The following is a 22611-nucleotide window of genomic DNA, read 5'->3' as shown; positions in this document are numbered from 1 at the left end:
TGCGGTGAGTGAGAAGCGGCCTGGGTCGCGCCGCGCGGAGCTGCTCGGCCGCCTGTGTCAGGCCGTCGGGTCCGTCACCGTCGCCCACCCGGTACGGGTAGCTGTCGACGGACCGCCCGCCGCCGGCAAGACCACCCTCGCCGATGAACTGGCCGTCGTCCTGCGCGAACAGGGCCGCGACGTCATCCGTGCCACGATCGACGATTTCCTCTTCCCCCGGGCGCAACGCTATCCGCGCGGCGAGTACTCGGCCGAAGGCTGCTACTTCGACGCCCACGACTACGGCGCGCTGAACCGTGTTTTGCTCGATCCTCTCGGCCCGGGCGGAGACCGAAACTTCCAACCCGCGGCGTACGACCGCACCGCCGATGCTGTGCTGTCCCCGTCGGTCAACACAGCCCCCGCCGACGCCGTGCTGGTGTTCGACGGCGTCTTTCTCATGCGTCCGGAGCTGATTGATCGGTGGGACCTGAGAATCCTTGTGTCGATCGCGCTTGAGAAGACCGTGCAACGTGCCGTGATCCGAGAGCGGCGGGTGTCATCTCGGGCCGACATCGAACGGCGCTGGCGCGAGCGGTACATCCCTTCCCAACAGCTCTACTTCGACACAGTGCGCCCGACCGAGCACGTCGACATCGTCGTGCACAACGACGAGCCTCAGCAGCCGGTCTGGGAGAGCCAAACACGCTGACCTGAGCCACCTACGCTTTCATGGAGCTTCTTGACCATGGTCTGATGGCCGTGGAGGTTATCGGCATCTGAGCCATCGGTCATGATCGGCTGTTGAGCAGGTACGCGCCCTGATCGACGAGCAGTTTCCCGAATGGTCGGACCTGCCGGTCGTTCAAAGGAACTTGCGGGCGGTCGATTCCAGCCCCTCTCGGTAGGCGGTCCACCACGCCTCGTCGCCCTCGACCACGTTGTCGCCGGGCCGCCGCCAGCCGGCCTGGCCATCGACCAGCTCACGCACGATGTCGGCGTGCCCGGCGTGCCGGTTCACCTCGGCGAGCATGTGCACGAGGATGTGGTGCAGGGTCACCGGTGTGTGGCCCCACCACCGCACCGAGCCGGGCGCGTCGATCGCAAGCGTGTCGATCGTCGCGTCCGCGTGCGCCCAGGCTCGGTGCCACAGGCCGACGACATCGTCGCGGGACTCGTCGGCTGTGGCCCACATGTCCGCGTTCGGCTCGGCGTCCTCGTCCAGGCCCGGGACGAACTCGGGAAAGGGGCTGTCGAACGTCTCACCGAAGTACCCGGCGGCCATGGCTGTCACGTGCTTGACCAGCCCGAGGAGGTTCGTGCCGGTCGGCACGAGCGGGCGCCGTACGTCGTACTCGGAAAGCTCGTCGAGCTTTCCGAGCAGCGCCTCGCGTGCCTCCCGTAGGTACAGATGGAGATTCGCCTTGGCGTCGAGGTCCGTCATGCCGCCCAGGATTCCATCCCCGCGATACCTCCGTGTGCCCCGCGCGAAGTGGCATGGGCGGACGGTGGCGGGCCGGACGGTCAGGTGAGAAAGTGATGCAGCGCCGCGGTCAGGTCGTCGGGATTCTCCTCAGCGACGTGGTGTCCGGACTCGATCGGGTGGCCACTGAGATCGGTGGCCCACTGCCTCCAGACGGCGAGCGGATCACCGTACAGCTTCTCCATGTCGTCCTCCGTCGACCAGAGGAAAAGCATCGGGCAGCCGACTGTGCGGCCGGCGCGCCGGTCGGCCTCCTCGTGCTCCCGGTCGACGCCGAGGCCGGCGCGGTAGTCCTCCAGCATTGCCCGGACGGTGGCGGGATCGTGAATGGCCTGCCGGAACTCCCTGTAGTTCTCGGCTCCCATGATCTCGGGCCGAGCCTTGCTGGCGTACCAGGCGTCGGGATCGGCGTTGATCACCCGCTCCGGCGTGTCCGGCTGGGCGAAGAAGAACCAGTGGTACCAATCGCGGGCGAATGTGGCGTCGCATCGGGCGAGGGCCTCGCTGATGGGCACACCGTCGAGAACGGCCAGGCGGATGACCGCGCGGGGATGGTCCAGTGCCAGGCGCAGCGCGACGTACGCGCCGCGGTCGTGTCCGACGACGGAGAACGTCGGGTGGCCGAGGGCGTTCATCAGCCGGGCCAGGTCCGCCGCGACGGTCCGCTTGGACTGCTGTGAGTGGTCGGAGAGGATCCGCGCCTTCCCCGACTGCCCGTAGCCGCGCATGTCAGGGCAGACGACTGTGAACCCGCGATCCACAAGCTGCGGTGCGACCCGATGCCACGTCGATCCGGTACGCGGATGCCCGTGGACGAGGAGGACCGGGTGTCCTCGCCCCGCGTGCCGGACCCGAAGTTCCACCTCCCCGACGTCGATCCGCTCGTCCGCGAAGCCCTCGAACATGAGCGACAAGTGTCCAGAAGGCCCGTCAGGCAAACGTCCACTCCGCCGAGGCAGGCAGTGGTCCCGGACAGGTTCGTGCGATGAGTGGCCGGTTGCCAGGCGGAGGTATCCGGGCATCGCCGGGTGACCTTCCGGCGCTCGAAGCCCGTTGGGCGGGATGCTGGACTTCGCTGCCCCGCCTTTTTTATGCGGGTACATCCCGGACACGCCTGGCTGGCGGCCGTGTCGACCCGTCGGTAACGAGGGCTGTCGTAACAAGCACTTAGCCTGTCGGGGTGAGCATGAACGGCAACTGGCTGCGCGTTTCGCCGGATCAACTGGAACAGGCGAGGGCTGACCTCAACTGGGCATACGAACTCGCCATGACGGAACGGGACGGCGACTCCGGGCGCTGGGCCGGCACCGACAAAGCATGGAACGCGCTTGATTTCCTCCTCGATCGGCTGGGCTTCGAGATTCCGCTGGTCCTCGGCGCGGAGAGCTTCGTGGAGTTTCCAGACGTCGAACCCGACAGCGAGGAGATGTTCGATTTCCTGGAGAACCTCGAAGATGACTGGGGTTACGGGCCGCCCTCGTACCTGACACCGGCCCAGGTAGCGACGGCGGCGTCGCAGCTGGCGGCGCTCACCGAAGACGACCTCATCCGGGGTGTCGACCCGCAGGAGTTGAAACGGGCCGACGTCTACCCCGGGCCGTGGGAAAGCCTCGACGAACTTGTGTGGGCGGCCCACTACCTGCCCGACATCCGGAGCTTCTTCGCGGCAGCCGCCAGAGATGGTGACGCGGTGATCTGCTGGCTCGACTGAGGCTTCTCATCCCGCGCGCACCGCTCCAACCATTGCCGCGATGAACATGGCTGGATCGATGCTGATGGGTCTGTCGCTGACCTGCCCATCGCCCACCTCGACGACCCGCCACACGCCGTCGGCGCGCAGCGCCAGGTCCGCGGTCACAAACGGCAGGCCCAGAGCGCCGATCAGCGGAGTGAGCCAGTGCAGGTCGATGTCACCTGGCGGTTTGTCGTACGGGGTGTCCGGATGCGGCCCGATCAGGACGCACCGGCCATCCACCCACCATGTCCGTACCTCCGCTGAGGTGAACGACTCGAATTCGCGCAGCACGAAGCCGCCGACGAAGTCGTCATCACGCAGTTGCCGTAACCGGCTGGCGACCTTCCACGCGGCGTCCTCATCTGCGATGTCCGGAATGAAGGCGGCCTCGTCCCAGTAGTGCTTCATCGACTTCACGTAGTCGCGCAGGACGACCCGGCCCGCACCGAGAGCGAGCCGGGCCTTGTCGAAGTCCGCCCGGTCTGCGGTCGTGGTCCATGTCGAGCGTGGCGTGACCGCCGCCAGCACGGGATACCAGCGGGGCAACTCGTGCGCCCGCCGATACTGCTCATCCGTCGTACGGGCCGTCACGCCCCGCTCAGCGAGCACCTGCGTGAAGCGGGCGTACCGTTCACTGCCCAGCATCCAGCCTCGATAGATGGCCGTGCCGCCGCTGGGCACGGACGCCACCGCCCGTCCCACGTCGTCGCCTCGGGCCAGCGCGTCGTGGTCGACCACAGCGACAGTCAGGCCAGCTTCTCGAGCGGCTTGCACCTCCGACGCGAAATGCTCATCCGGGCGGCGCGGCCGCAGCGGGTCGCAGGGAACGAGAAGCATCATGCCCCGATGCTGCCCGACCCACGCCATGGCCACCAACGGTTATCCAGCCCCGCGCCGTCAGCGGCACGAGAGTGCACCGCCCCGCCTGCGGCGTGCTCCCTTGGTCAGCGAAACAGGTGAACGTTCTCGACGACCCATTCGTCGTACGTGCGGGTTCCACTGCTCGTACTCCGGTCCGTGGGAAGACAGGAGCACTATCCGCCGTACGCCGGCGTCACGGGCGAGCGCCAACGACGCTTCGACAGTCGAGGGACCTGCACCGGCCAAGAAGATGGCGTCCACGTCGGCGAAGACCTCCGCGGAGGTCAACGGTTGACCGATGGAGCCCGTCATCACGTGCACATCGTCCGGCCAGGCCCGGCACTCGTCCGGCTCCGCCAGGACCTGGGAGCGCGCCCGTGCCGGCGGGCGCTTGGGCCCTGTCGGTCTTACGGCGCGGGTTCGAGTACGACGACTGGGATCTGTCGGGTCGTCTTCTGCTCGTAGTCGGCGAAGCCTGGATACGCGGCCTTCTGCGCGTTCCAGATCCGTTCCCGCTCATCCCCGGTGGCAACCCTGGCGACCAGTTCGACAGTCTCCGTGCCGATCTCCGCGCGCACCCGAGGCTGGGCGAGCAGGTTGTGGTACCAGTCGGGACTGGTGGGTGCACCGCCCTTGGACGCGAACACGGCGTAGCCGCCGTCCACCTTCAGGTACATCATCGGGTTCACGCGACTCTGGCCGCTCTTGGCGCCGACGGTGTGCAACAGCAGCAGCGGCGCGCCAGCGAACTGACCACCGACCTGCCCACCGTTGGCGCGAAACTCTTCGATGACCTTGTCATTCCAGCCGCTCATCGGTTCTCCTGCCCATGCATCGACACTCGACAACGAATCCTGACAGTCTCGGCCAGAACGTGCCACGCGTTGGGCTTCAGCAAGCCCGGCGACGACGGCACGTAGCGCTCGAGTCGCAGACGGCGGTCCTTCCCGGCGATTGAGAATCCGGCCGGGTCAGGATTCCCGGGAGTTGACGGCAGGTGTCAGCACCTGCCTGCACCAGGTCCGGAAGTCTGTCGGCGCGGGCTTCGCGCGAGCCCAATCGACGTCATAGATGCCGTCGTCCTGGGCGGTGAACATCTCGGTCAGGTCCTTGACCGCCTGATCGCTCGCGCCCCGGGAGCGCAGCATCGCCGCGAAGTCCTCCAGGGCCGTCCGGCGGTAGGTGACTGGCCGGCCGAGTTCCTGGCTGATCACCTCGGCCATGTCGTCCGGGGTGAGGCGGTCTGGTCCGAAGAGGGGGAGGGTCTCCTGTCTGGTCCAGGACAGGTCCGTGAGCAGGTCGGCAGCCGCGCCGGCGATGTCGCGCGTCGCAACCGTGGCAAGCGGAAGGTCGCCGGCGCAGGTCAGAGAGAAGGTGCCCTGCCCGCGGATCGCATCGAGTTGTCCGAGCAGGTTCTCCATGTAGAAGGGCATGGCCAGGGCCCGGTAGGCGGCACCCGACTTCGCAAGCTCGGCATCCATGGCGAAGGCTGCGGACAGAACGCCGGCCGGGTTGGACCAGCCGTGCCCGGCACTGGTCACCCCGACCACGTGGCCCACCTGGTGGCGGGCAATGGCGGCGGCGCCGGCTCGGGCGAAGGTCAGGTAGTGCTCCTCGGCGCTCGGCGCCTGCGGGTTCGGCGGGACCAGCCAGAACAATGCGTCGGCTCCGGGCAGCGCCCGGTCGAGCACAGTCGGGTCGTCGTGGGAGCCCTCAATGGCCTCGACCTGCTCGCGGACGGTGGCGTCCAGGCGTGTGACGTCGCGGACGATCACTCGGACGCGGCTGCCCCGGTCGAGCAACTGTCGGACGAGTTGGCTGCCGATCTGTCCGGTCGGCGCAGTGACCACGATCATGAGAACTCCTAAGCTGAAGGTGAATTCCGGTTCCGAATCTAACGCCGTCCGACCTTGAACGTCAATTACGATGGGGCTGCCATGACTGCTCCCGACCGCTCGCTGCGCTCCGACGCCCGACGCAACCGCGAAGCCGTTCTCGACGCCGCCAGTGAACTGTTCGCCCAGCGGGGCGACGCGGTGCAGATGGACGAGATCGCCGAACGCGCCGGCCTGGGCGTCGGAACCCTGTACCGGCATTTCGCCGACAAGCAGGCGCTACTCGCCGCGATCATCGGTCGCCGGTTCACGGCGATGACAACGCTGGCTCGCGCCGCCGAGGATGTCGCGGACCCGTGGACCGCCTTCGAGGCCCTGCTACTGGGCTATCTGGAAGCCGCGCAGACCGACGCCGCGTTTCGCGTCGCGATCCTCGGTCCGGAAGAGCCGAACTGGGCGGACATCGACGCCCAGAAGACAGAGTTCGCGACGATCATCGAACGCATCGTTCAGCGCGCCGTTGCCGCAGGTCACCTCCGTGCCGACTTCCTCGCTGACGACTTCGTCCTCATCAGCCGTGGCGCCATGGCGAACATGACAGGTACCGACGACTGGCGTCGGTACGTGGCCCTCCTGCTCGACGGCATCCGCGGCGCTGACCGCTGACCGCTGACCGCGAGCGCTGGCCGCGAGGCGCTGACCGCTGGCCGCTGGCCGCGAGGCGCTGACCGCTGGCCGCGATACGCGCCCATCGGCCAGTCCAGGCTGCGCCACCAGGAGATCTTGGACAGTTTCCGTCAGGCGCGAACGGAAAGTGTCCAAGATCCACGGCGCGGCGCGGCGCGGCACGGCACGGCACGTCGCGGCACGGCACGGCGCGGCACGTCGCGGCACGGCACGGCACGGCGCGGCGTAGCGCGGCGGAGCGGAGCGGCCAGCCAGCGCAATGCGGGCTACAGCAGGTGGGTACGCAGGAAGTCCAGCTCCAGCGGCAGCAGCCGCTCGGCGGTGCCGTTCGCGGCCATGTGTGTGGCCCCGGTCAGCGGCAGTACGGCGTGCGGCCGGCCGGTGCTGAGCAGCGCCGCCGAGAGCCGCAGCGTGTGCGCGGCAACCACATTGTCGTCGGCCAGGCCGTGCACCAGCAGCAACGGGCGCGCCTGGTCCCGGCTGGTGACCGGTTCGGCGGCCAACTCGATGAGCGAGTGGTGCGCGTACACGTCCATGCCGTCCTCCGGCATCCCCAGATAACGCTCGGTGTACGCCGTGTCGTACAGCGCCCAGTCGGTCACCGGGGCGCCCGCGATCCCGCACTTGAACAGCTCTGGGTGGCGCAGCACCGCCAACCCGGCCAGCCAACCTCCGAACGACCAGCCGCGCACGCCGACCCGGCTCAGGTCCAGGTCCGGGTGTTTGCCGGCGAGGGCTGTCAGCGCGTCCACCTGGTCGGTCAGGATCACGTCGGCCACCCGCCGGTGGATCGCCTTCTCGAACGACGGGGCCACTCCGGGCGTACCCCGGTTGTCGATGGTGACCACCGCGAAGCCGGCGTCGGCCCACCACTGCCGCTCCAGCCAGGCCGCGCGGGCGGCCACGACCTCCTGGTGGCCGGGGCCGCCGTAGACGTCGAGCAGCACCGGCAGCCGGCGGCCCGTCACGTGGTTGTCGGGGTAGAGCACCGCCGCCGGCAGCCGCCGGTCGGTCACCCGTTCCAGCAGCGGCAGCGGAGAGTACGGCGGGGTGGCGGCCAGCGACAGCAGTTCGGCGACCTGCTGCCCGGCGCGGGACACCGTCCACCGCACGCCGGCGTGGTCCAGCGACGCCGTCCCGATCACCAGCACGTCCCCACCGACGGCCGCCGTGTGCCACCCCGAGTCGGTGGTGATCCGCCGGGCGTCCACCCCGCCGCCGATCGTGGTGCGGACCCGGAACAGGTGCCGCTCGCTCGGCTCACCGTCGCTCGCCTCGACCAGCAGGTCGGCCGGGCCGCTCTTCGCCGGCAGCCGACCCACGACCCGCCGCACGTACAGCGACGGCGGGGTGAGCAGGGTGCCGTCGGCGAACAGGCAGCGCGCGTCGTACCCGTCGTGGGCCAACTCCCCGCCGACCAGCACCCGGCCGTCCGGCAGGTGCGCCGGGGTGCCGGCGATCGGCTCCACCCAGCGCGGGTCGGCCAGCTCGGCGTGCACCTGTGTCTCACCGGTACGCGGATCAACGGCGAGCACCAGCCCGTGCTGCTGCGAACGGCGCAGCACGGTGATCAGCGGGCTGCCCTCGCCCCAACTGACCCCGGTCAGGTACGGGTAGGTCTCCCGGTCCCAGTGCACGTCGACCCAGCCGTCGTCCAGGTCCAGCAGGTGCAGGCTGACCTCGGCGTTGGGCCCACCGGCACGGGGGTACGCGACGGCTGTCGGCGCGCTGCCCGGCTCGGCCGGGTCGTGCAGGTGCCAGCGCTCCAGCCGGGACTCGTCCACCCGGGCGGCGAGCACCATCCGGCCGTCCGGCGCCCACCAGTAGCCCCGGTACCTGCTGAACTCCTCGGCCGCGATGTGCTCGGCCAACCCCCAGCTCACCCCGGCGTCCTCGCCGGCCAGCAGGGTGTCGGTGCCGTCGGCCTCGATCACCCGCAGCTCACCTCGGCGTACGCCCTCGGCCGCGTCGGTCACGTACGCCAGCCGCTGCCCGGTTGGATCCGGACGGGGGTCGAGCACCGGGCCGACGGCCTCGACCTCCACCACGTCGCCGTGCACCAGATCGGCCCGGAACAACCGCCCGGCCAGCGCGAACACCGCCACCCGGCCGGCGGCGTCAAGCGCGTACGAGCCGATGCCTTCGGCGGTGAGCCGCAGCCGCTCGCGCAGCGCCCGCTCACCGGCGGAGAGCGCCCGGACGTCACCGTCGGCGCCGAGCAGGGTCGCCGGGTCGGCCACCAGCCGCTCCTCGCCGGTCGCCACGTCCAGCAGCCAGAGCGCGTCCGCCGGATCCTCCGGCCCGGCGGAGCGCAGGAAGATCACCCGGGAGCCGTCCTCGGCCACCGAGACCGCGCGTGGCGCGCCGTGGCTGAACCGGCGGGTGCGGGCGGCCAGTTCCGGAAAGTCCACAGACCAAATCGTAGAGCCGCACCGGGCGTGATGTGGCCGACCTGGGCGGACGCGTTGACGATGCCCCGATGGAACCGCCAGTTAGAGTGACCGCGTGACGACGCTGCCCGACCGCCGCCTGCTGCTGGTCCACGCGCACCCTGACGACGAGTCGATCGGCACCGGCTCGACGATGGCCCACTACGCCGAGGCCGGCGCACACGTCACGCTCGTGACCTGCACCCTCGGTGAGGAGGGCGAGATCCACGTACCGGCTCTGTCGCAGCTCGCCGCCGCCGAGGCCGACCAGCTGGGCGGCTACCGGATCGCCGAGCTGGCCGCCGCCTGCGCCGCGCTCGGCGTCACCGACCACCGCTTCCTCGGCGGCGCCGGCCGCTACCGCGACTCCGGCATGATGGGCCTCGCCACCAACCAGCACCCCCGCGCCTTCTGGCAGGCCGACCTCGACGAGGCCGCCGGGCACCTGGTGGAGATCATGCGGGAGGTACGCCCGCAGGTGCTGATCACGTACGACCCGAACGGCTTCTACGGCCACCCGGACCACATCCAGGCGCACCGGGTGGCGATGCGCGCTGTCGAACTGGCAGCCGCCGAGGGCTGCGCGCCGCTGAAGGTCTACTGGACGGCCATGCCGCTGAGCGTGCTGGAAGCCGGCCTGACGCACTTCGCCGAGTCCTCCGACAACCCGTTCGCCAACATCAAGGATGCCGCCGAGCTGCCCTTCGGCACCCCTGACGACCAGATCGCCGCGCGGATCGACGGCACGGACCAGCACACCGCCAAGGAAGCGGCGATGCGGGCGCATGCAACCCAGATCCCGGCGACCTCGTGGCTCTACTCGATCGCCGGCAACTTCGGTGGCGAGTTCATGGGGGTGGAGTTCTTCACCCTCGCAGTCGGCGAGAAGGGTCCCGGCACCGGCCCGTACGGCTGGGAGGACGACCTGTTCGCCGGGCTGCCCGAGGAAGCCGGCCCGGATCGGTCGCCGGTCGCGGCAGCCGGCCTCCGGTGACCCTGCCCGCCGCCCCGGTGCCGGTCGTGGAGTACCAGGAGACCCCGCCCGAGGCGGGGCCGCCGCCGCGACTGCTGGATCTGGGCCTTCGACTGACCGGCGGGATCGTCGCGGTGGTGGCCGGTGTGGTGACCGGCGTGCTGGAGTTGCTGCTCGCCACGTTCCGCATCGGCGGCCAGCTTGTCGGTGTCTCGGTTGTGCTCGCCATCGGCGCGAACATCGCGCTGAGCTGGTTCGCGCACGAGGCAGTCGGTCGCCGGTGGGCGGTGGCGCTGCCGGCCGTACCGTGGTTTGCCCTGATGGCGGTGGCAGCGGTCCGCACCAGCGAGGGCGACCTCCTGTTGGCCGGCGACAACTGGGTCGGCCTGGCCATGATCGTGGCCGGCGCGATGACCTTCGCCGTGATGGGCTTCCGGCAGATCCTCGCCCCACCTCCCAGCCCTGGCGGCTGATGACGCCACCCATGTGTGGGTGGTAGATATTCCTGCCAGGGAAGCGGCCCCGCGACGGGGCGTACGGCAGGAGGTCGTCCGATGGACAGACGGTGGCGTGACGTCGGCGTGCTGGCGGGAGCGTTGTTCGCGGTCAACGTCGTCGCCCGACTGGTCACGCGGTTCGGTTTCGACGGCGACGACGCCGCAGCCGACCGGGTGTCGCTTGTGATGTTCCTGCTGATCGGCCTGATCCTGGCCGTGGTCGCCTTCCGCTGGGGGTGCCGCCGGCCGCTGGGCAACTGGGCGGGCGACATCGTCGTCGTGGTGCTGGTGGCGATGACGCTTACCGTGCTGGTCGGGCCGTTGCTTGTCGGCCACAACCCGTTCGCCGGTGGCGCCGGCACGTTCTTCGCCCAGATCTGGCTCTACCTGCTCGCCACCGGTGCCGGGACGCTTGTCGGCTACCTGGTCGCCACAGCCCTGGGTCGTGACTACCGCTCCCAGCAGCTCAAGCGGTTCGCCGAGGTCAAGGCCGCCAAGCCGCGCCGCGTCGTGCGCCGCTGACCGCCGCCAAACTGGTCGGAGGTCAGTGCGGGGCGACCCGGGTCAGGTACGTGTGGTGCGTGGTGAACCCGAGCCGTCGATAGAGCGCCACTGCGGCAGTGTTGCGCTGCTCCACCTGGAGGAACGCGTGCGTCGCGCCCGCCGATGACCCCCATTCGGCGAGCGCGTCGATCACGCGGCGGGCCAGCCCCTGCCGGCGTACAGCTGGGAGCACCTCGATCAGGCTGAGGCCCAACCAGCGCCCCTGGCCGGTCACCGTGCCCCGGCCGATCGCCACGAGCGTGCCGTGGGCGTACACGTGGGCGAAGCGGACCTGGTCCACGGCGGTGAGCACGTGTCGGGCGGCGTCCGGCAGGCCGCCCTTGCGACCGGCGGCGATGGCCAGCCACTCCTCGCTCGGGGCGGTCGCCAGGTCGACGACCGCGTCGCCCAGCCCACCGACGTCCCCATCCGCGCGGTGCCGCCCGTTGCCATCCGCGCGGTGCCGCCCGTCGTCCGCGCCGTCCAGCGCGGGCCCGCCGTCCGCACCGTTCTGCGCAAGCTCGTCGTCCCGGCCTTCCGCACCGGATGTGTCGCCTTTTTTGGGGGCGGCGACGGATGACAGGGGCAGCGGCGCGGTCTGGACGAGTGTCGGCGGGCGGGTGGTCCAGCCTCGGATGTCCAGTTCGGCACCGACGGGCGCGGCGAGCGGCAGCGGCGTGTTGATGATCGCCGGTTGGCCCTGCTCGGCGTACCACTGCTCGACAGCGTCCACGGCGGCGGGCAGCGGACGGTCCGGGTCGCCGATCGGCAGTGCCGAGTTGGCGCGGCCGGTCCAGCCCTCGGCCGAGCGCAGCAGCCATTCGCCGAGCTGGCCCCGGGTGGGCGCGGGCCAGGCTTCGTCGGCGGCCCGTTCGAGCGCCACCACCGCTGCGGCGGTTGGCCTGCGGGTCGGCGGTACGCGCTTGGCCCGGTGCACCTGCGCCACCGGCACTCTCAGATTGCCCTTTGCGGTGGCAAGCGTGAGATGGGTCTCGCTCAACTCCACCAGCTCACCGAGGGCATCGGAGAACAGCGGGCGACCTTCGCGAATCCCCACAATACGGCGGACCACGATACGGTGTCCCACATCCTGCTGTCGGAGCACGATCGACCCCCTCCCCGGCGAGATACTAGGCTCTTACCGTCGCGGGAGATCGCGGCGCGTCTTGCGGAGGAGAAGACCGGTGACCTACATCATCGCCGAGCCGTGCGTGGATGTGCTCGACAAGGCATGCATCGAGGAATGCCCGGTCGACTGCATTTACGAGGGCAACCGGATGCTCTACATCCACCCCGACGAGTGCGTCGACTGCGGTGCCTGTGAGCCTGTCTGCCCCGTGGAGGCGATCTTCTACGAGGACGACGTCCCGGAGCAGTGGAAGGACTACACGGGCGCCAACTACGAGTTCTTCGAGGACCTGGGCTCGCCCGGTGGCGCTTCGAAGGTCGGCAAGGTGGAGAAGGACGCCACGTTCGTCGCCGCGCAGCCGCCGCGCGGCGAGGGCCACTGAACCGGCCCGCGCCGGTCTCGTCGCGGCTGCCCGAGTTCACCTGGGACACCCTGGACGCCGCGGCCACCCTGGCCGCGGCGCATCCGGAGGGCCTGATCAACCTCTCCATGGGTACGCCTGTCGACCCGGTACCCGAGGTGATCCGTCAGGCGCTCGCAGACGCGTCCGACGCTCCCGGCTACCCGCTGACCGCCGGCACTCCGGTGCTGCGTGACGCGATCGCGGCCTGGGTGGCCCGCGCCTGTGGTGCCGGGGTCGACGGGCTCGGCGTGTTGCCGACCATCGGCTCCAAGGAACTGGTCGCCTGGCTGCCCACACTGCTGGGCATCGGCCCGGGCGACGTGGTGGTGGTGCCGTCGATCGCGTACCCCACGTATGAGGACGGGGCTCGACTGGCCGGTGCCACAGTGGTCCGCGCCGACTCGCTCACAGCTGTCGGGCCGACCTCCCGCGTCCGGTTGGTGTGGGTCAACTCGCCGGGCAACCCGACCGGGCAGGTGCTGCCCGCAGCGCACCTGCGCAAGGTTGTCGACTGGGCCCGTGAGCGCGGCGCGGTTGTCGCCAGCGACGAGTGCTACCTGCCGCTGGGCTGGTCCGCCGATCCGGTCTCGGTGCTGTCCCCGCAGGTCTGCGGCGGTGACTACGCCAACGTGCTCGCCGTGCACTCGCTGTCCAAGCGGTCCAACCTCGCCGGCTACCGGGCCGGGTTCGTGGCCGGTGACCCGGCGCTTGTCGCCGAGCTGTTGAAGGTCCGCAAACACGCCGGCATGATCGTGCCCGCGCCGGTGCAGGCCGCCATGGTGGCCGCCCTGCGGGACGAGCAGCACGCCGCCGAGCAGCGCGAGCGCTACCGCGCGCGACGTGAGGTGCTGACCGCCGCGTTCACCGGCGCCGGCTTCACGATCGAGCACTCGGAGGCCGGCCTCTACCTCTGGCTCACGCGGGACGAGGACTGCTGGGCGACCGTCGACTGGCTGGCCCGGCGCGGCATCCTGGTCGCGGCCGGCGTCTTCTACGGTCCCACCGCCCAGCGGTACGTCCGAGTGGCGCTCACCGAGTCCGACGAGCACGTCGCCGCGGTCGCCGACCGGCTCCGGGCCTGACCCGGGGCGGCCGGCGATGACCGACGGCACGACCGGGCGGTACGCCGGAGTGCGGGCGGCGGTGCTCGGCACCGGCCTGATCGGCGGTTCGGTGCTGCTGCGTCTCGCCGACGCCGGCCTGGACGTGGCCGGCTGGGACCCGGACCCGGTGACACGGGAACGGGCCCGGGAGCGCGGGTTGACGGCCCCTGAGACGGTCGAGCAGGCCGTCGCCGGTCGGGACGTGGTCTTCCTCTGCGGCCCGCTACCCACACTGCCCCGGACGCTGGCACAGGTGGCCGAACTGACAGCGCCGGGCTGTGTGCTGACCGACGTCGGCAGCACCAAGGCCGAGGTGGCCGAGGCGGCCGACCGTCTCGGGTTCACTGACCGGTTCGTCCCCGGGCACCCGATGGCCGGCGCGGAGTCCGCCGGCCTGACGGCCGCCTCAACGACACTCCTCGCTGGCGCGGCCTGGGTGCTCTGTCCGGCGCCGGGTCCCGCGACGCTCGCCTTCCGCTGGCTGACCGGTCTGCTGGTGGAGGTGTTCGGTGCCCGGGTGGTGCCGATGTCCGCGCCGGAGCACGACTCGGTTGCCGCGCTCGCCTCGCACGTGCCGCACCTGCTGGCCGGTGCGCTGGCCGGGGCGGTCCAGCGGTCGCCGCTGCGGGACGCCGTGCTGGCGCTTGCCGCGGGCAGCTTCACCGACGGCACCCGGGTCGCCGGCACGCCGGCTGAGCGGACCGCGAACATGCTGCTCGGCAACCGTGACCGGGTGCTGCACGAGTTGGCCGAGGTGCGCGTACTCCTGGATGAGCTTGCCGCCGCGCTGCGGGCCGGCGACGCGACGGCCCTGACCGGCGGGTACGCGGAGGCACGGGCTGCCCGATCGGCGCTGCGCGACCGCCGGTTCGTCGATCTGGAGCAGGCTTTCCCGGCCGATGGTGACCATGCCGCCGAGGTGGCCTGGCTGTGCGGGTTGGGCGCGGCGGGCGGGCACCTGACCGACTGCCGGATCGACTCGGGTGCCGTCTCCTACACCGCGTGGCGGCCGGCGGCTGACTAGGCTGACAGTCATGGCGACGGACGGCCCGGTGGTGCAGGTACGCGGTGAGGCACACCAGGAGGTACCGCCCGAGCTGGCCCGTTTCGCTGTCACCGTGACGGCCCGCGACAAGGACCGGGAAGCGACGCTGGCCCGGCTGGCCGAACGGGCCGCCGCCGTGCGGGTGCTGCTGGACGGCGCGGAGCCGTCGGTGGCCCGGCGGGAGACCGGTGACCTGCGGGTCCGGCCGGAAACCCGACGCTCGGGCGAGCGCGTGGTGGCCTGGCACGGCAGCGTCACCACCACTGTCACGGTCACCGACTTCACCGCGCTGGGTGAGCTGATGCTCCGCCTGGCCGACCAGGACCAGGTCGAGGTGGCCGGGCCCTGGTGGGAACTGCGCCCCGACAGCCCTGCGTATCGCGCGGCACGGCACGCCGCGATCAGTGACGCGCTGCTGCGCGCCAGGGAGTACGCCGAGGCGCTCGGTGCCCGGGTCACCGCGCTGATCGAGCTGGCCGACACCGGAGCGATGGACCGGCCGATGTTCGCCCGCGCGGCGTTCGAGGTCGGCGAGGGCGGAGGTGGCGGTGTGCCGGATCTGGAGTTGGACCCGCAGCCGCAGACAGTGCAGGCGGCCGTGCAGGCGCGGTTCACGATCAGCGAACCGGTGCTGGGCTGATGACCCCGGCGCGGGTGCTGGCCTTCGACGAGCTGGTGGCACGGGCGCGGGACCTGGCCGACGCCGGTCCGCGTCAGCTGCTCGGCGTCACCGGGGCACCCGGTGCCGGCAAGTCCACGCTCGCCGAGCGGATCGTCGCCGAGATCGGGCCGAGCGCGCGGTTGGTGCCGATGGACGGTTTCCACCTGGCGCAGGCGCAGCTGGTCCGGCTGGGCCGCGCTGACCGCAAGGGCGCGGCCGACACGTTCGACGCCAATGGCTACGTCTCGCTGCTGCGTCGGCTGCACCGCCTGGAGCCGACATCGGTGTACGCGCCGGAGTTCCGCCGTGAGCTGGAGGAGCCGGTGGCGGGGTCGATCGAGGTGCCGCCGTCGGTCCGCCTGGTGGTGACCGAGGGCAACTATCTGCTGCTGCCGGACTTCCCGTGGCAGGAGGTCCGGTCGCTGCTGCACGAGGTGTGGTTCCTCGACCTGGACGCCGAGCTGCGCCTGCGCCGGTTGACAGCCCGGCACGAGGCGTTCGGGCGTTCGCCGGAGGAGGCGCGGGCCTGGGCGTTGGGCAGCGACGAGGCCAACACGGCCCTGATCACCCCCACCGCCGATCGTGCCGACCTGGTGGTCCGCCTGCCCGAGCAGCCGGAGGCCTGATCGCCGGCACCGGCTGTCAGGTCAGCTCGCGTACCTGTCGTGCCGGGTTGCCGACGGCTACCACGTTCGCCGGTAGGTCCCGGGTGACCACCGCGCCAGCGCCGACGACGGTGTTCGCGCCGATCGTCACTCCGGCCAGCACGATCGCGCCACCACCGAGCCAGACGTTGTTCCCGATGGTGATCGGCTTGGCGGCCTCCCACTTGTCGCGCCGTGGCCCGGGTTCCACCGGGTGGGTGGGGGTGAGCAGCTGCACGTTCGGGCCGACCTGGACGTCCGCGCCGAGGGTGATCGGGGCGACGTCGAGGAAGACCGACTGGTAGTTGACGAAGCTGCGGGGGCCGATCCGGATCTGCCAGCCGTAGTCGCAGTAGAACGGTGGGCGGACCCAGGTGCCCTCGCCGACCTCGCCGAGCAGTTCACGCAGCGCCGCGAGGCGCGCCTGCGGATCGGTTGCGGGGTTGGTGTTGAAGCGTTCCATCAGCAGGGCGGCCCGGGCCCTGTCGGCGGTGATCTCCGGGTCGTCGGCGAGGTACAGCTCGCCGGCCAGCATCTTGTCCTTCATCGAGGTCACGCGGTCGATGATGCCGTCCCTGGTCCGCGACGGTTGTTCAGATCGTCATATTTGGGACTTCCTTCTGCATACTCGGTATGCAATTCTGATGACCGTCAATGCGTCTCCCGTGGTAATGACGTTCCATCGAGGAGGATCCGTTGCACCACGCAAGAAGATTTGCCGCTCTCGGCCTCGTGTCCGTGCTGGCGCTCTCCGCGCCGGTCCCCGCCTCCGCCTCCAGCGCTGTGCCCGGTACGCCGGACAGAGCGGGTCTGTCAGCCCGCCCGGCCGTCCCCGGTGCGCCAAACGCCGACCGGTCGGCCACCGTCACACTGATCACCGGTGACCGGGTGACAGTCACCGGGTCCGCCGCCGCTGTCCGACCGGGCGTCGGCCGAGAGGACGTACGGTTCCTCGTTCGACGCGAGCGCGGCCACCTGTCGGTGACGCCGCAGGACGCCTTGCCACTGCTGCGCGCGGGCCGGGTCGACCCGCGCCTTTTCGACGTCACCGAGCTGGTCGATGCGGGCTACGACGACGTCCACCGGGACACCCTGCCGCTGCTCGTCTCGTACGGCTCGGCGGGCACCGCCCGAAGTGCCGCCGGCGCGCTGCCCGGTGCCCGGGTGACCCGCGACCTGCCGGCGATCCGAGGCGCTGCCCTGAGCACCGGCAAGTCCTCCCTCGGCGCGGTCTGGGCGACGATCACCAGCGGCCCCAGCGCGGCCCGGCTCGGCGCGGCGGGGGGCGTCGAGCGGATCTGGCTGGACGGTCGCCGTCGGGTGACCCTCGACCACAGCGTGCCGCAGATCGGTGCGCCCGCCGCGTGGGCGGCCGGGCTCACCGGAAAGGGCGTGTCAGTGGCCGTGCTGGACACCGGCGTCGACGCTACCCATCCGGACCTGGCCGGAAAGGTGGCCGAGGCGCGCAACTTCACCGAGGTCACCGACGGTCGGGACATGGTCGGCCACGGCACCCACGTGGCCTCGACCATCGCCGGCAGCGGCGCGGCCTCCGACGGCCGGTACCGGGGCGTGGCACCGGACGCGACGCTGCTTGACGGCAAGGTCTGCGAGGACTCCGGGTGCTCCGAGTCGGCGATCCTCGCCGGGATGCAGTGGGCCGCGGTGGAGAAGAAGGCATCCGTGGTCAACATGAGCCTCAGCGGCTGGGACACCCCGGAGGTCGACCCGCTGGAGGAGGCGGTGCAGACCCTCACCGCGCAGGCCGGCACGCTCTTCGTCACCGCCGCTGGCAACGACGGCGCGGACGGCTCGGTCGGCTCCCCGGCCAGCGCGGACGCCGCGCTGGCGGTGGGCGCGGTGGACCGCGACGACGAGCTCGCCGACTTCTCCAGCCGGGGCCCTCGCGTCGGGGACGACGCGCTCAAGCCGGACATCACCGCGCCGGGCGTCGAGATCGTCGCCGCGCGGGCCGCAAACGGCGTGATCGGCGACCCGGTGGGGGAGCGCTACGTCGCGATCTCCGGCACCTCAATGGCAACCCCGCACGTGGCCGGGTCGGCGGCGCTGCTGGCCCAGCGGCATCCGGGCTGGCGGGCCGATCGGCTCAAGGCGACACTGATGGCCGCCGCCAAGCCGCACCCGACGCAGACCGCCTACCAGCAGGGCGCCGGTCGGGTCGACGTCGCTCACGCGATCACCCAACTGGTCAGCACCGACCCGGTGAGCGTTTCGTTCGGGCGCGCCCTCTGGCCGCATGGCGACGACGCCCCGATCAACCGCACTGTGACGTGGCGCAACGACGGTCCCGACCCGGTCATCCTGGACCTGAGCGTCGAGGGCGCGGGCCCCGACGGGCGGACGCTTCCGGCCGGCATGTTCCAGCTCGGCACGAACCAGCTCACAGTGCCGGCGGGCGGCACCGCCGCGACCACCGTCACAGCTGACACGCGGCTCGGCGACGTCGACGGCTACTGGACCGGCCGGGTCGTGGCCCGCTCCGGGGCGACGGTCGCTGTCACGCCGCTGGCCGTGCACCGGGAGGTGGAGAGCTACACGCTGACGGTGGAGCACCTGAACCGCGCCGGTGAGCGAACGGCGGGCCACTCCACGACCCTGGTCGGGCTTGGGGGCTTCGGCTTCTGGGACGTCTACGGCACCGACGGCGTGGCCACGGTACGACTGCCCAAGGGGCGCTACGGCCTGAGCAGCCTGATCTTCGAAGGAGAACCGGACGGCGAGCCGGCAGGGCTGTCCATGCTGGCGCAGCCCGAGCTGACAGTGGAGCGTGATACGCGGATCACCATCGACGCCCGCCGGACGAAGCCGGTCCGGACGACAATCCCGGAACGGGGCGCCACCCCGGAGCTGATCGATGTCAGCTCGGTCTTCAGCGCCGACGACGGCAGCGTGTACGGCATCGGGATCTGGACGGACACCTTCACCGGCCTGACCACCGGCCAGATCGGCAAGCCGGTCTCCTCGGCCCGGTTCGTGGCCACCGTCAGCAGCCAATGGATCAGGCCGGGCACAGCGCCCAGCCCCTACCTGTACGCGCTTGCCGAAGCGGTCCCGGGCCGGATGCCCACCGGCTTCGTCCGGAACTACGCGCGGCGGGACCTGGCCACAGTCGTGCACCGGTTCCGGGGCGGCTACCCGGGGCTGGAGGCCGAACGGTTGGTGTTCGCCGAGCTGGGTTACAACACCGGCAGTTCTGCGCTGGCCCTACCCACTCCCGTACCCGGTCAGCGGGTCGAGCACTACAACACCAGGGGCGTGAAGTGGGAGTCCGAAATCGGCTTCGGCACGCGGGACGAGGACGGCTGGCTGAACCTGAAGGCGCTGCTCTCCTCCACACCCACCGCGTACCGGGCCGGACGGACCGTCGGAGAGGACTGGAACCAGGCGCCGTACGGGCCGTCGTTCCCGGCCCCGCGCTGGCCCGAGCAGAGCGTCACCAGGACCGGTGACACCATCCTGGTCTGGCTGCCGATGTTCAGTGACGCCGCCGGGCATGCGGGCGGGTCGCTCGCCGACACCGAGCGGACCGCGCTCTGGCGCAACGGGAAGCTCGTCGGCGAGAGCGAGTACGCCGGCTACGGCGAGTTCGCAGTGCCGCCGGGCGCGGCGGACTACCGGCTCAGCACGTCTGCTACGCGCAGCTTCACCGATCTGAGCACCGCTGTGGAGTCCAGTTGGACCTTCCGGTCGCGGCACGCCGCTGGCGACGTGCCGGTCCGGTTGCCTCTGATGGCGGTGCGCTTCGCGCCGCCGCTGCGGGTCGACAACAGCGCTCCGGCCGGGCGGAGCTTCGTCGTCCCGGTGCGGGTGGAGCCGCAGCCCGGCGCGCCGGCCGCCCGGGTGCAGAAGCTGACAGTCGACATCTCCTACGACGGGGGCAAGACCTGGCATGCCGCCCAGGTCCGCAAGGGCGGGCACGGCTGGACGGCCACCGTCCGGCACCCGGCCGGGCCCGGTTACGCGTCCCTGCGGGCCACCGCCCGGGACGCCGCCGGCAACACGGTGACCCAACGGATCATCCAGGCGTACCGGTTGCGCTGACGCGTACCCTCGCCGGGTCCGTGGTCGTGGGCCACGGACCCGGCGGGTACGTCAGTCGTTGGCGTGCAGGGCGGCGTTGAGCTCGATGCCCCGGCCGGTGCGCGGTCGGGCCTCCAGCGCGCCGGTCACCGAGTTGCGCCAGAACAGCAGCCCGTCGACGCCGGACAGCTCGCGGGCCTTCACCACCCGGCCGTCCGGCAGAGTGATCTTGGACGCGGCCGTGATGTAGCAGCCCGCCTCCACCACGCAGTCGTCGCCGAGGGAGATGCCGACGCCGGCGTTCGCGCCGATCAGGCTCCGCTCGCCGATGCTCACCTTGTCGGTGCCGCCACCGGAGAGCGTGCCCATGATCGAGGCGCCACCTCCGACGTCGGAGCCGTCGCCGACCAGCACGCCCTGCACGATCCGGCCCTCCACCATCGAGGTGCCCACGGTGCCGGCGTTGAAGTTGACGAAGCCCTCGTGCATCACTGTGGTGCCGGCGGCCAGGTGCGCACCGAGCCGGACCCGGTCCGCGTCGGCGATCCGCACCCCGGAGGGCACCACGTAGTCGGTCATCCGGGGGAACTTGTCCACCCCGTACACCGCCAGGTGGCGACCGGCGGCCCGCTCGATCACCCGCAGCTCGTCCACCCGCTCCGGCGGGCACGGCCCGGCGGACGTCCAGGCCACGTTCGCCAGCTTGCCGAAGATGCCGTCGAGGTTGAGCTGGTTGGGTCGCACGAGGCGGTGGGACAGCAGGTGCAACCGGAGGTACGCGTCGGGGGCGTCCTTGATCGGGTCGTCCAGCGAGCCGATCACGGTGACCACCTGCACGGTACGCAGACCGGGCAGCGGGCGGTCCCCGAGCGCGGCCGGGGGCAGGTCGAGCACGTCCGACTGGTCCTCACCGGCGACCAGCGGCAGGTCACCCAGGCCCAGCTTGCCGGTCGGGTACCAGGTGTCGAGCACCTGCTCGTCTGCTGTCACCGTGGCCAGGCCGATGCCCCAGGCGGAATCTGCGGACGTCACTGTTTCACCTCTCGGTCGCGGCCGGGTCGGCCTCTGCGCACGACTGCGGGGCGCTCACGCTCGCCTCGGTGGCCCGTAAGCTCGCTCTTCGCGCCGACAGACCTGAAGGTACCGTGCGAACCATGGAGAACCCGCTGACCCCCGAGGTCCTCGCCGATCCGGTGCAGCTGACCCGCGTACTGGTCGACATCGAGTCCGTGTCCCTCAACGAGAAGGCGATCGCCGACTTCGTCGAAGAGGTGCTGCGGGGCGTACCGCACCTGTCCACCCACCGGCACGGCAACACCGTGATGGCGCGTACCGACCTCGGTCGATCGCAGCGCATCGTGCTGGCCGGCCACCTGGACACGGTGCCGCTGAACAACAACTTCCCGTCGACGATGCGCGGCGACCTGATGTACGGCTGCGGCACCTCCGACATGAAGTCCGGCGTCGCGTACGCGCTGCACCTGGCCGTGACGCTGCCCGAACCGCGCTACGACGTGACGTACTTCTTCTACGAGGCCGAGGAGATCGAGTCCCGGTACAACGGGCTGAACCTCGTCGCCCAGGCGTTCCCCGAGTGGCTGGAGGCGGACTTCGCGGTGCTGCTGGAGCCGACGTACGGGATCGTCGAGGCGGGTTGCCAGGGCACCATGCGTTCGGTGGTCACCACGACCGGCGTACGCGCCCACTCGGCGCGCTCCTGGCACGGGGTGAACGCCATCCACGCCGCCGCCGAGGTGTTGCAGCGGCTCCAGGCGTACGAGGCGCGTCGGGTCACCATCGACGGTTGCGACTATCGCGAGGGCATGAACGCGGTGCGGATCAAGGGCGGGGTGGCCGGCAACGTGGTGCCGGACCGCTGCGAGATCGAGGTCAACTACCGGTTCGCGCCGGATCGCACTCCGGCCGAGGCGGAGGCGCACCTGCGTGAGGTCTTCGCCGGCTTCGAGCTGACAGTCACCGACACGGCACCCGGTGCCCTGCCCGGGTTGGACGCGGCCCCGGCGAAGGAGTTCCTGGCCGCTGTCGGTGCGGCGCCGATCGGCAAACTCGGCTGGACGGACGTGGCGCGGTTCGCGGCCATGGGGATCCCCGCGCTGAACTTCGGCCCCGGCGATCCCAACCTCGCCCACCACCCGGACGAGCACGTCGAGATCAGCAAGATCCGCGACGGTGCCGCGACACTGCACCGCTGGCTCGCCTCGGCCTGACCGGGTACCCGCTCCCGGTGATCAAGAGGTTCGCGTCAGCCTGGCCCGTTGTCGGCGGCGCGAACCTCTTGATCGGCTCCGGTGGTGGCGGGCGACAGGACAGGGTCCAGCTGACGGGCGCGGCGACGCTCGGCCACCACGTCTCGGATCCGTCGCTGCATCTGCCGACGGATCCGGATCATCTCGCTGTTGCTGATCACGCTGTCTCCTCCCCCGAAGGCGCGCGCCGGGGCATACCCGGTATGTGAATAGTAAGACGTGCGGGGAAGTCAAATAGTTGCCCATGATCGAGAAGTTTTTCTCGGCGTCCCCGCCCCGCGTACCGGGCGGGTGCG

At 70.9% G+C, this 22611-nt stretch carries 23 protein-coding genes; 13 read left to right on the top strand and 10 right to left on the bottom strand.

Going from position 1 to position 22611, the window contains the following annotated elements; all coding sequences use genetic code 11:
* Positions 1 to 4 precede the first annotated feature (4 nt).
* Positions 5 to 691 carry a uridylate kinase gene (locus ADK66_RS27645; RefSeq protein WP_053660415.1) on the top strand — a complete coding sequence of 229 codons (687 nt, stop codon included), beginning with the start codon at positions 5 to 7 and terminating at the stop codon, positions 689 to 691.
* A 153-nt stretch (positions 692 to 844) separates the two neighbouring features.
* Here ADK66_RS27645 and ADK66_RS27640 read toward each other — a convergent pair whose 3' ends face one another.
* Both ADK66_RS27640 and ADK66_RS27635 read right to left on the bottom strand, forming a co-directional pair.
* Complete coding sequence (locus ADK66_RS27640) at positions 845 to 1423, bottom strand: DinB family protein (protein ID WP_053660413.1); 579 nt, start codon at positions 1421 to 1423, stop codon at positions 845 to 847.
* A gap of 80 nt (positions 1424 to 1503) precedes the next feature.
* Entirely contained in the window at positions 1504 to 2367 is an 864-nt protein-coding gene (locus ADK66_RS27635; RefSeq protein WP_053660411.1) for an alpha/beta fold hydrolase, read from the bottom strand.
* A 281-nt stretch (positions 2368 to 2648) separates the two neighbouring features.
* Here ADK66_RS27635 and ADK66_RS27630 point away from each other — a divergent pair, with 281 nt between their 5' ends.
* Positions 2649 to 3173 (top strand): YfbM family protein, encoded by a 525-nt coding sequence (locus ADK66_RS27630; RefSeq protein ID WP_053660410.1) that lies wholly within the window; start codon positions 2649 to 2651, stop codon positions 3171 to 3173.
* A gap of 6 nt (positions 3174 to 3179) precedes the next feature.
* Here the strand turns inward: ADK66_RS27630 and ADK66_RS27625 are convergent, their stop codons facing one another.
* The 3 genes from ADK66_RS27625 to ADK66_RS27615 form a co-directional block, all read right to left on the bottom strand.
* Positions 3180 to 4037: an ATP-grasp domain-containing protein gene (locus ADK66_RS27625; protein ID WP_157552982.1), complete on the bottom strand. Its 858-nt coding sequence runs from the start codon at positions 4035 to 4037 to the stop codon at positions 3180 to 3182.
* Positions 4038 to 4465: 428 nt separating this feature from the next.
* Complete coding sequence (locus ADK66_RS27620; protein ID WP_053660406.1) at positions 4466 to 4873, bottom strand: nitroreductase family deazaflavin-dependent oxidoreductase; 408 nt, start codon at positions 4871 to 4873, stop codon at positions 4466 to 4468.
* A gap of 156 nt (positions 4874 to 5029) precedes the next feature.
* On the bottom strand, positions 5030 to 5914 hold the full coding sequence (locus ADK66_RS27615) for an NAD(P)H-binding protein (RefSeq protein WP_053660404.1): 885 nt from the start codon (positions 5912 to 5914) through the stop codon (positions 5030 to 5032).
* 81 nt (positions 5915 to 5995) lie between these two features.
* Here ADK66_RS27615 and ADK66_RS27610 point away from each other — a divergent pair, with 81 nt between their 5' ends.
* Positions 5996 to 6559: a TetR/AcrR family transcriptional regulator gene (locus ADK66_RS27610; RefSeq protein WP_053660402.1), complete on the top strand. Its 564-nt coding sequence runs from the start codon at positions 5996 to 5998 to the stop codon at positions 6557 to 6559.
* A 287-nt stretch (positions 6560 to 6846) separates the two neighbouring features.
* On the opposite strand, the gene ADK66_RS27605 is transcribed toward ADK66_RS27610, so the two are convergent.
* Positions 6847 to 8991 carry a prolyl oligopeptidase family serine peptidase gene (locus ADK66_RS27605; protein WP_053660400.1) on the bottom strand — a complete coding sequence of 715 codons (2145 nt, stop codon included), beginning with the start codon at positions 8989 to 8991 and terminating at the stop codon, positions 6847 to 6849.
* A gap of 94 nt (positions 8992 to 9085) precedes the next feature.
* Here ADK66_RS27605 and mshB point away from each other — a divergent pair, with 94 nt between their 5' ends.
* The 3 genes from mshB (at position 9086) to ADK66_RS27590 (ending at position 11001) form a co-directional block, all read left to right on the top strand.
* Positions 9086 to 10003, top strand: a complete 918-nt coding sequence (mshB, locus tag ADK66_RS27600; protein ID WP_053660398.1) for an N-acetyl-1-D-myo-inositol-2-amino-2-deoxy-alpha-D-glucopyranoside deacetylase — start codon at positions 9086 to 9088, stop codon at positions 10001 to 10003.
* Positions 10000 to 10455: a hypothetical protein gene (locus tag ADK66_RS27595; RefSeq protein WP_369814839.1), complete on the top strand. Its 456-nt coding sequence runs from the start codon at positions 10000 to 10002 to the stop codon at positions 10453 to 10455. Before mshB ends, ADK66_RS27595 begins: the two co-directional genes overlap by 4 nt.
* 81 nt (positions 10456 to 10536) lie before the next feature.
* On the top strand, positions 10537 to 11001 hold the full coding sequence (locus tag ADK66_RS27590; protein WP_053660396.1) for a hypothetical protein: 465 nt from the start codon (positions 10537 to 10539) through the stop codon (positions 10999 to 11001).
* Positions 11002 to 11023: 22 nt separating this feature from the next.
* Here the strand turns inward: ADK66_RS27590 and ADK66_RS27585 are convergent, their stop codons facing one another.
* Positions 11024 to 12127, bottom strand: coding sequence for an N-acetyltransferase (locus ADK66_RS27585; RefSeq protein WP_053660393.1), 1104 nt, complete (start codon positions 12125 to 12127; stop codon positions 11024 to 11026).
* A gap of 79 nt (positions 12128 to 12206) precedes the next feature.
* On the opposite strand from ADK66_RS27585, the gene fdxA reads away from it, so the two are divergent.
* Genes fdxA through ADK66_RS27560 form a run of 5 tightly spaced genes read left to right on the top strand, consistent with a single transcriptional unit; the run spans position 12207 to position 15989 of the window.
* Positions 12207 to 12533: a ferredoxin gene (gene fdxA / locus ADK66_RS32505; RefSeq protein WP_030490464.1), complete on the top strand. Its 327-nt coding sequence runs from the start codon at positions 12207 to 12209 to the stop codon at positions 12531 to 12533.
* Positions 12530 to 13636 (top strand): succinyldiaminopimelate transaminase, encoded by a 1107-nt coding sequence (gene dapC, locus ADK66_RS27575; RefSeq protein ID WP_053660618.1) that lies wholly within the window; start codon positions 12530 to 12532, stop codon positions 13634 to 13636. The genes fdxA and dapC overlap by 4 nt, the downstream gene beginning before the upstream one ends.
* Positions 13637 to 13652: 16 nt before the next feature.
* On the top strand, positions 13653 to 14681 hold the full coding sequence (locus ADK66_RS27570; RefSeq protein WP_053660391.1) for a prephenate dehydrogenase/arogenate dehydrogenase family protein: 1029 nt from the start codon (positions 13653 to 13655) through the stop codon (positions 14679 to 14681).
* 10 nt (positions 14682 to 14691) lie between these two features.
* Positions 14692 to 15342 carry an SIMPL domain-containing protein gene (locus ADK66_RS27565; RefSeq protein ID WP_053660389.1) on the top strand — a complete coding sequence of 217 codons (651 nt, stop codon included), beginning with the start codon at positions 14692 to 14694 and terminating at the stop codon, positions 15340 to 15342.
* Positions 15342 to 15989 carry a nucleoside/nucleotide kinase family protein gene (locus ADK66_RS27560; RefSeq protein ID WP_053660387.1) on the top strand — a complete coding sequence of 216 codons (648 nt, stop codon included), beginning with the start codon at positions 15342 to 15344 and terminating at the stop codon, positions 15987 to 15989. Before ADK66_RS27565 ends, ADK66_RS27560 begins: the two co-directional genes overlap by 1 nt.
* Positions 15990 to 16005: 16 nt before the next feature.
* Here the strand turns inward: ADK66_RS27560 and ADK66_RS27555 are convergent, their stop codons facing one another.
* The gene (locus ADK66_RS27555) at positions 16006 to 16563 is read right to left on the bottom strand and encodes a sugar O-acetyltransferase (protein WP_053660385.1); all 558 of its coding nucleotides are present in this window, start codon (positions 16561 to 16563) and stop codon (positions 16006 to 16008) included.
* A gap of 140 nt (positions 16564 to 16703) precedes the next feature.
* On the opposite strand from ADK66_RS27555, the gene ADK66_RS27550 reads away from it, so the two are divergent.
* Positions 16704 to 20069: a S8 family serine peptidase gene (locus tag ADK66_RS27550; RefSeq protein WP_053660384.1), complete on the top strand. Its 3366-nt coding sequence runs from the start codon at positions 16704 to 16706 to the stop codon at positions 20067 to 20069.
* A 51-nt stretch (positions 20070 to 20120) separates the two neighbouring features.
* On the opposite strand, the gene dapD is transcribed toward ADK66_RS27550, so the two are convergent.
* Positions 20121 to 21080: a 2,3,4,5-tetrahydropyridine-2,6-dicarboxylate N-succinyltransferase gene (gene dapD, locus ADK66_RS27545; protein WP_053660382.1), complete on the bottom strand. Its 960-nt coding sequence runs from the start codon at positions 21078 to 21080 to the stop codon at positions 20121 to 20123.
* A gap of 122 nt (positions 21081 to 21202) precedes the next feature.
* Here dapD and dapE point away from each other — a divergent pair, with 122 nt between their 5' ends.
* Positions 21203 to 22276, top strand: coding sequence for a succinyl-diaminopimelate desuccinylase (gene dapE / locus ADK66_RS27540; protein ID WP_053660381.1), 1074 nt, complete (start codon positions 21203 to 21205; stop codon positions 22274 to 22276).
* Between the two features lie 35 nt (positions 22277 to 22311).
* On the opposite strand, the gene ADK66_RS31700 is transcribed toward dapE, so the two are convergent.
* Positions 22312 to 22476, bottom strand: a complete 165-nt coding sequence (locus tag ADK66_RS31700) for a hypothetical protein (RefSeq protein ID WP_157552980.1) — start codon at positions 22474 to 22476, stop codon at positions 22312 to 22314.
* Between the last annotated feature and the right edge of the window lie 135 nt (positions 22477 to 22611).

Origin of the sequence: Micromonospora sp. NRRL B-16802, from assembly GCF_001279555.1 — a bacterium.
GTDB lineage: Bacteria > Actinomycetota > Actinomycetes > Mycobacteriales > Micromonosporaceae > Micromonospora > Micromonospora profundi.
Note: the sequence above shows the minus strand (reverse complement) of the source record. Positions and strands in the feature narration are given on the sequence as shown.

Coding starts and splice junctions, on each gene's coding strand:
- ADK66_RS27640 (WP_053660413.1), bottom strand. CDS start 1,423: ATGACGGACCTCGACGCCAAGGCGAATCTCCATCTGTACCTACGGGAG.
- ADK66_RS27635 (WP_053660411.1), bottom strand. CDS start 2,367: ATGTTCGAGGGCTTCGCGGACGAGCGGATCGACGTCGGGGAGGTGGAA.
- ADK66_RS27630 (WP_053660410.1), top strand. CDS start 2,649: ATGAACGGCAACTGGCTGCGCGTTTCGCCGGATCAACTGGAACAGGCG.
- ADK66_RS27625 (WP_157552982.1), bottom strand. CDS start 4,037: ATGATGCTTCTCGTTCCCTGCGACCCGCTGCGGCCGCGCCGCCCGGAT.
- ADK66_RS27620 (WP_053660406.1), bottom strand. CDS start 4,873: ATGAGCGGCTGGAATGACAAGGTCATCGAAGAGTTTCGCGCCAACGGT.
- ADK66_RS27615 (WP_053660404.1), bottom strand. CDS start 5,914: ATGATCGTGGTCACTGCGCCGACCGGACAGATCGGCAGCCAACTCGTC.
- ADK66_RS27610 (WP_053660402.1), top strand. CDS start 5,996: ATGACTGCTCCCGACCGCTCGCTGCGCTCCGACGCCCGACGCAACCGC.
- ADK66_RS27590 (WP_053660396.1), top strand. CDS start 10,537: ATGGACAGACGGTGGCGTGACGTCGGCGTGCTGGCGGGAGCGTTGTTC.
- ADK66_RS27570 (WP_053660391.1), top strand. CDS start 13,653: ATGACCGACGGCACGACCGGGCGGTACGCCGGAGTGCGGGCGGCGGTG.
- ADK66_RS27565 (WP_053660389.1), top strand. CDS start 14,692: ATGGCGACGGACGGCCCGGTGGTGCAGGTACGCGGTGAGGCACACCAG.
- ADK66_RS27560 (WP_053660387.1), top strand. CDS start 15,342: ATGACCCCGGCGCGGGTGCTGGCCTTCGACGAGCTGGTGGCACGGGCG.
- dapE (WP_053660381.1), top strand. CDS start 21,203: ATGGAGAACCCGCTGACCCCCGAGGTCCTCGCCGATCCGGTGCAGCTG.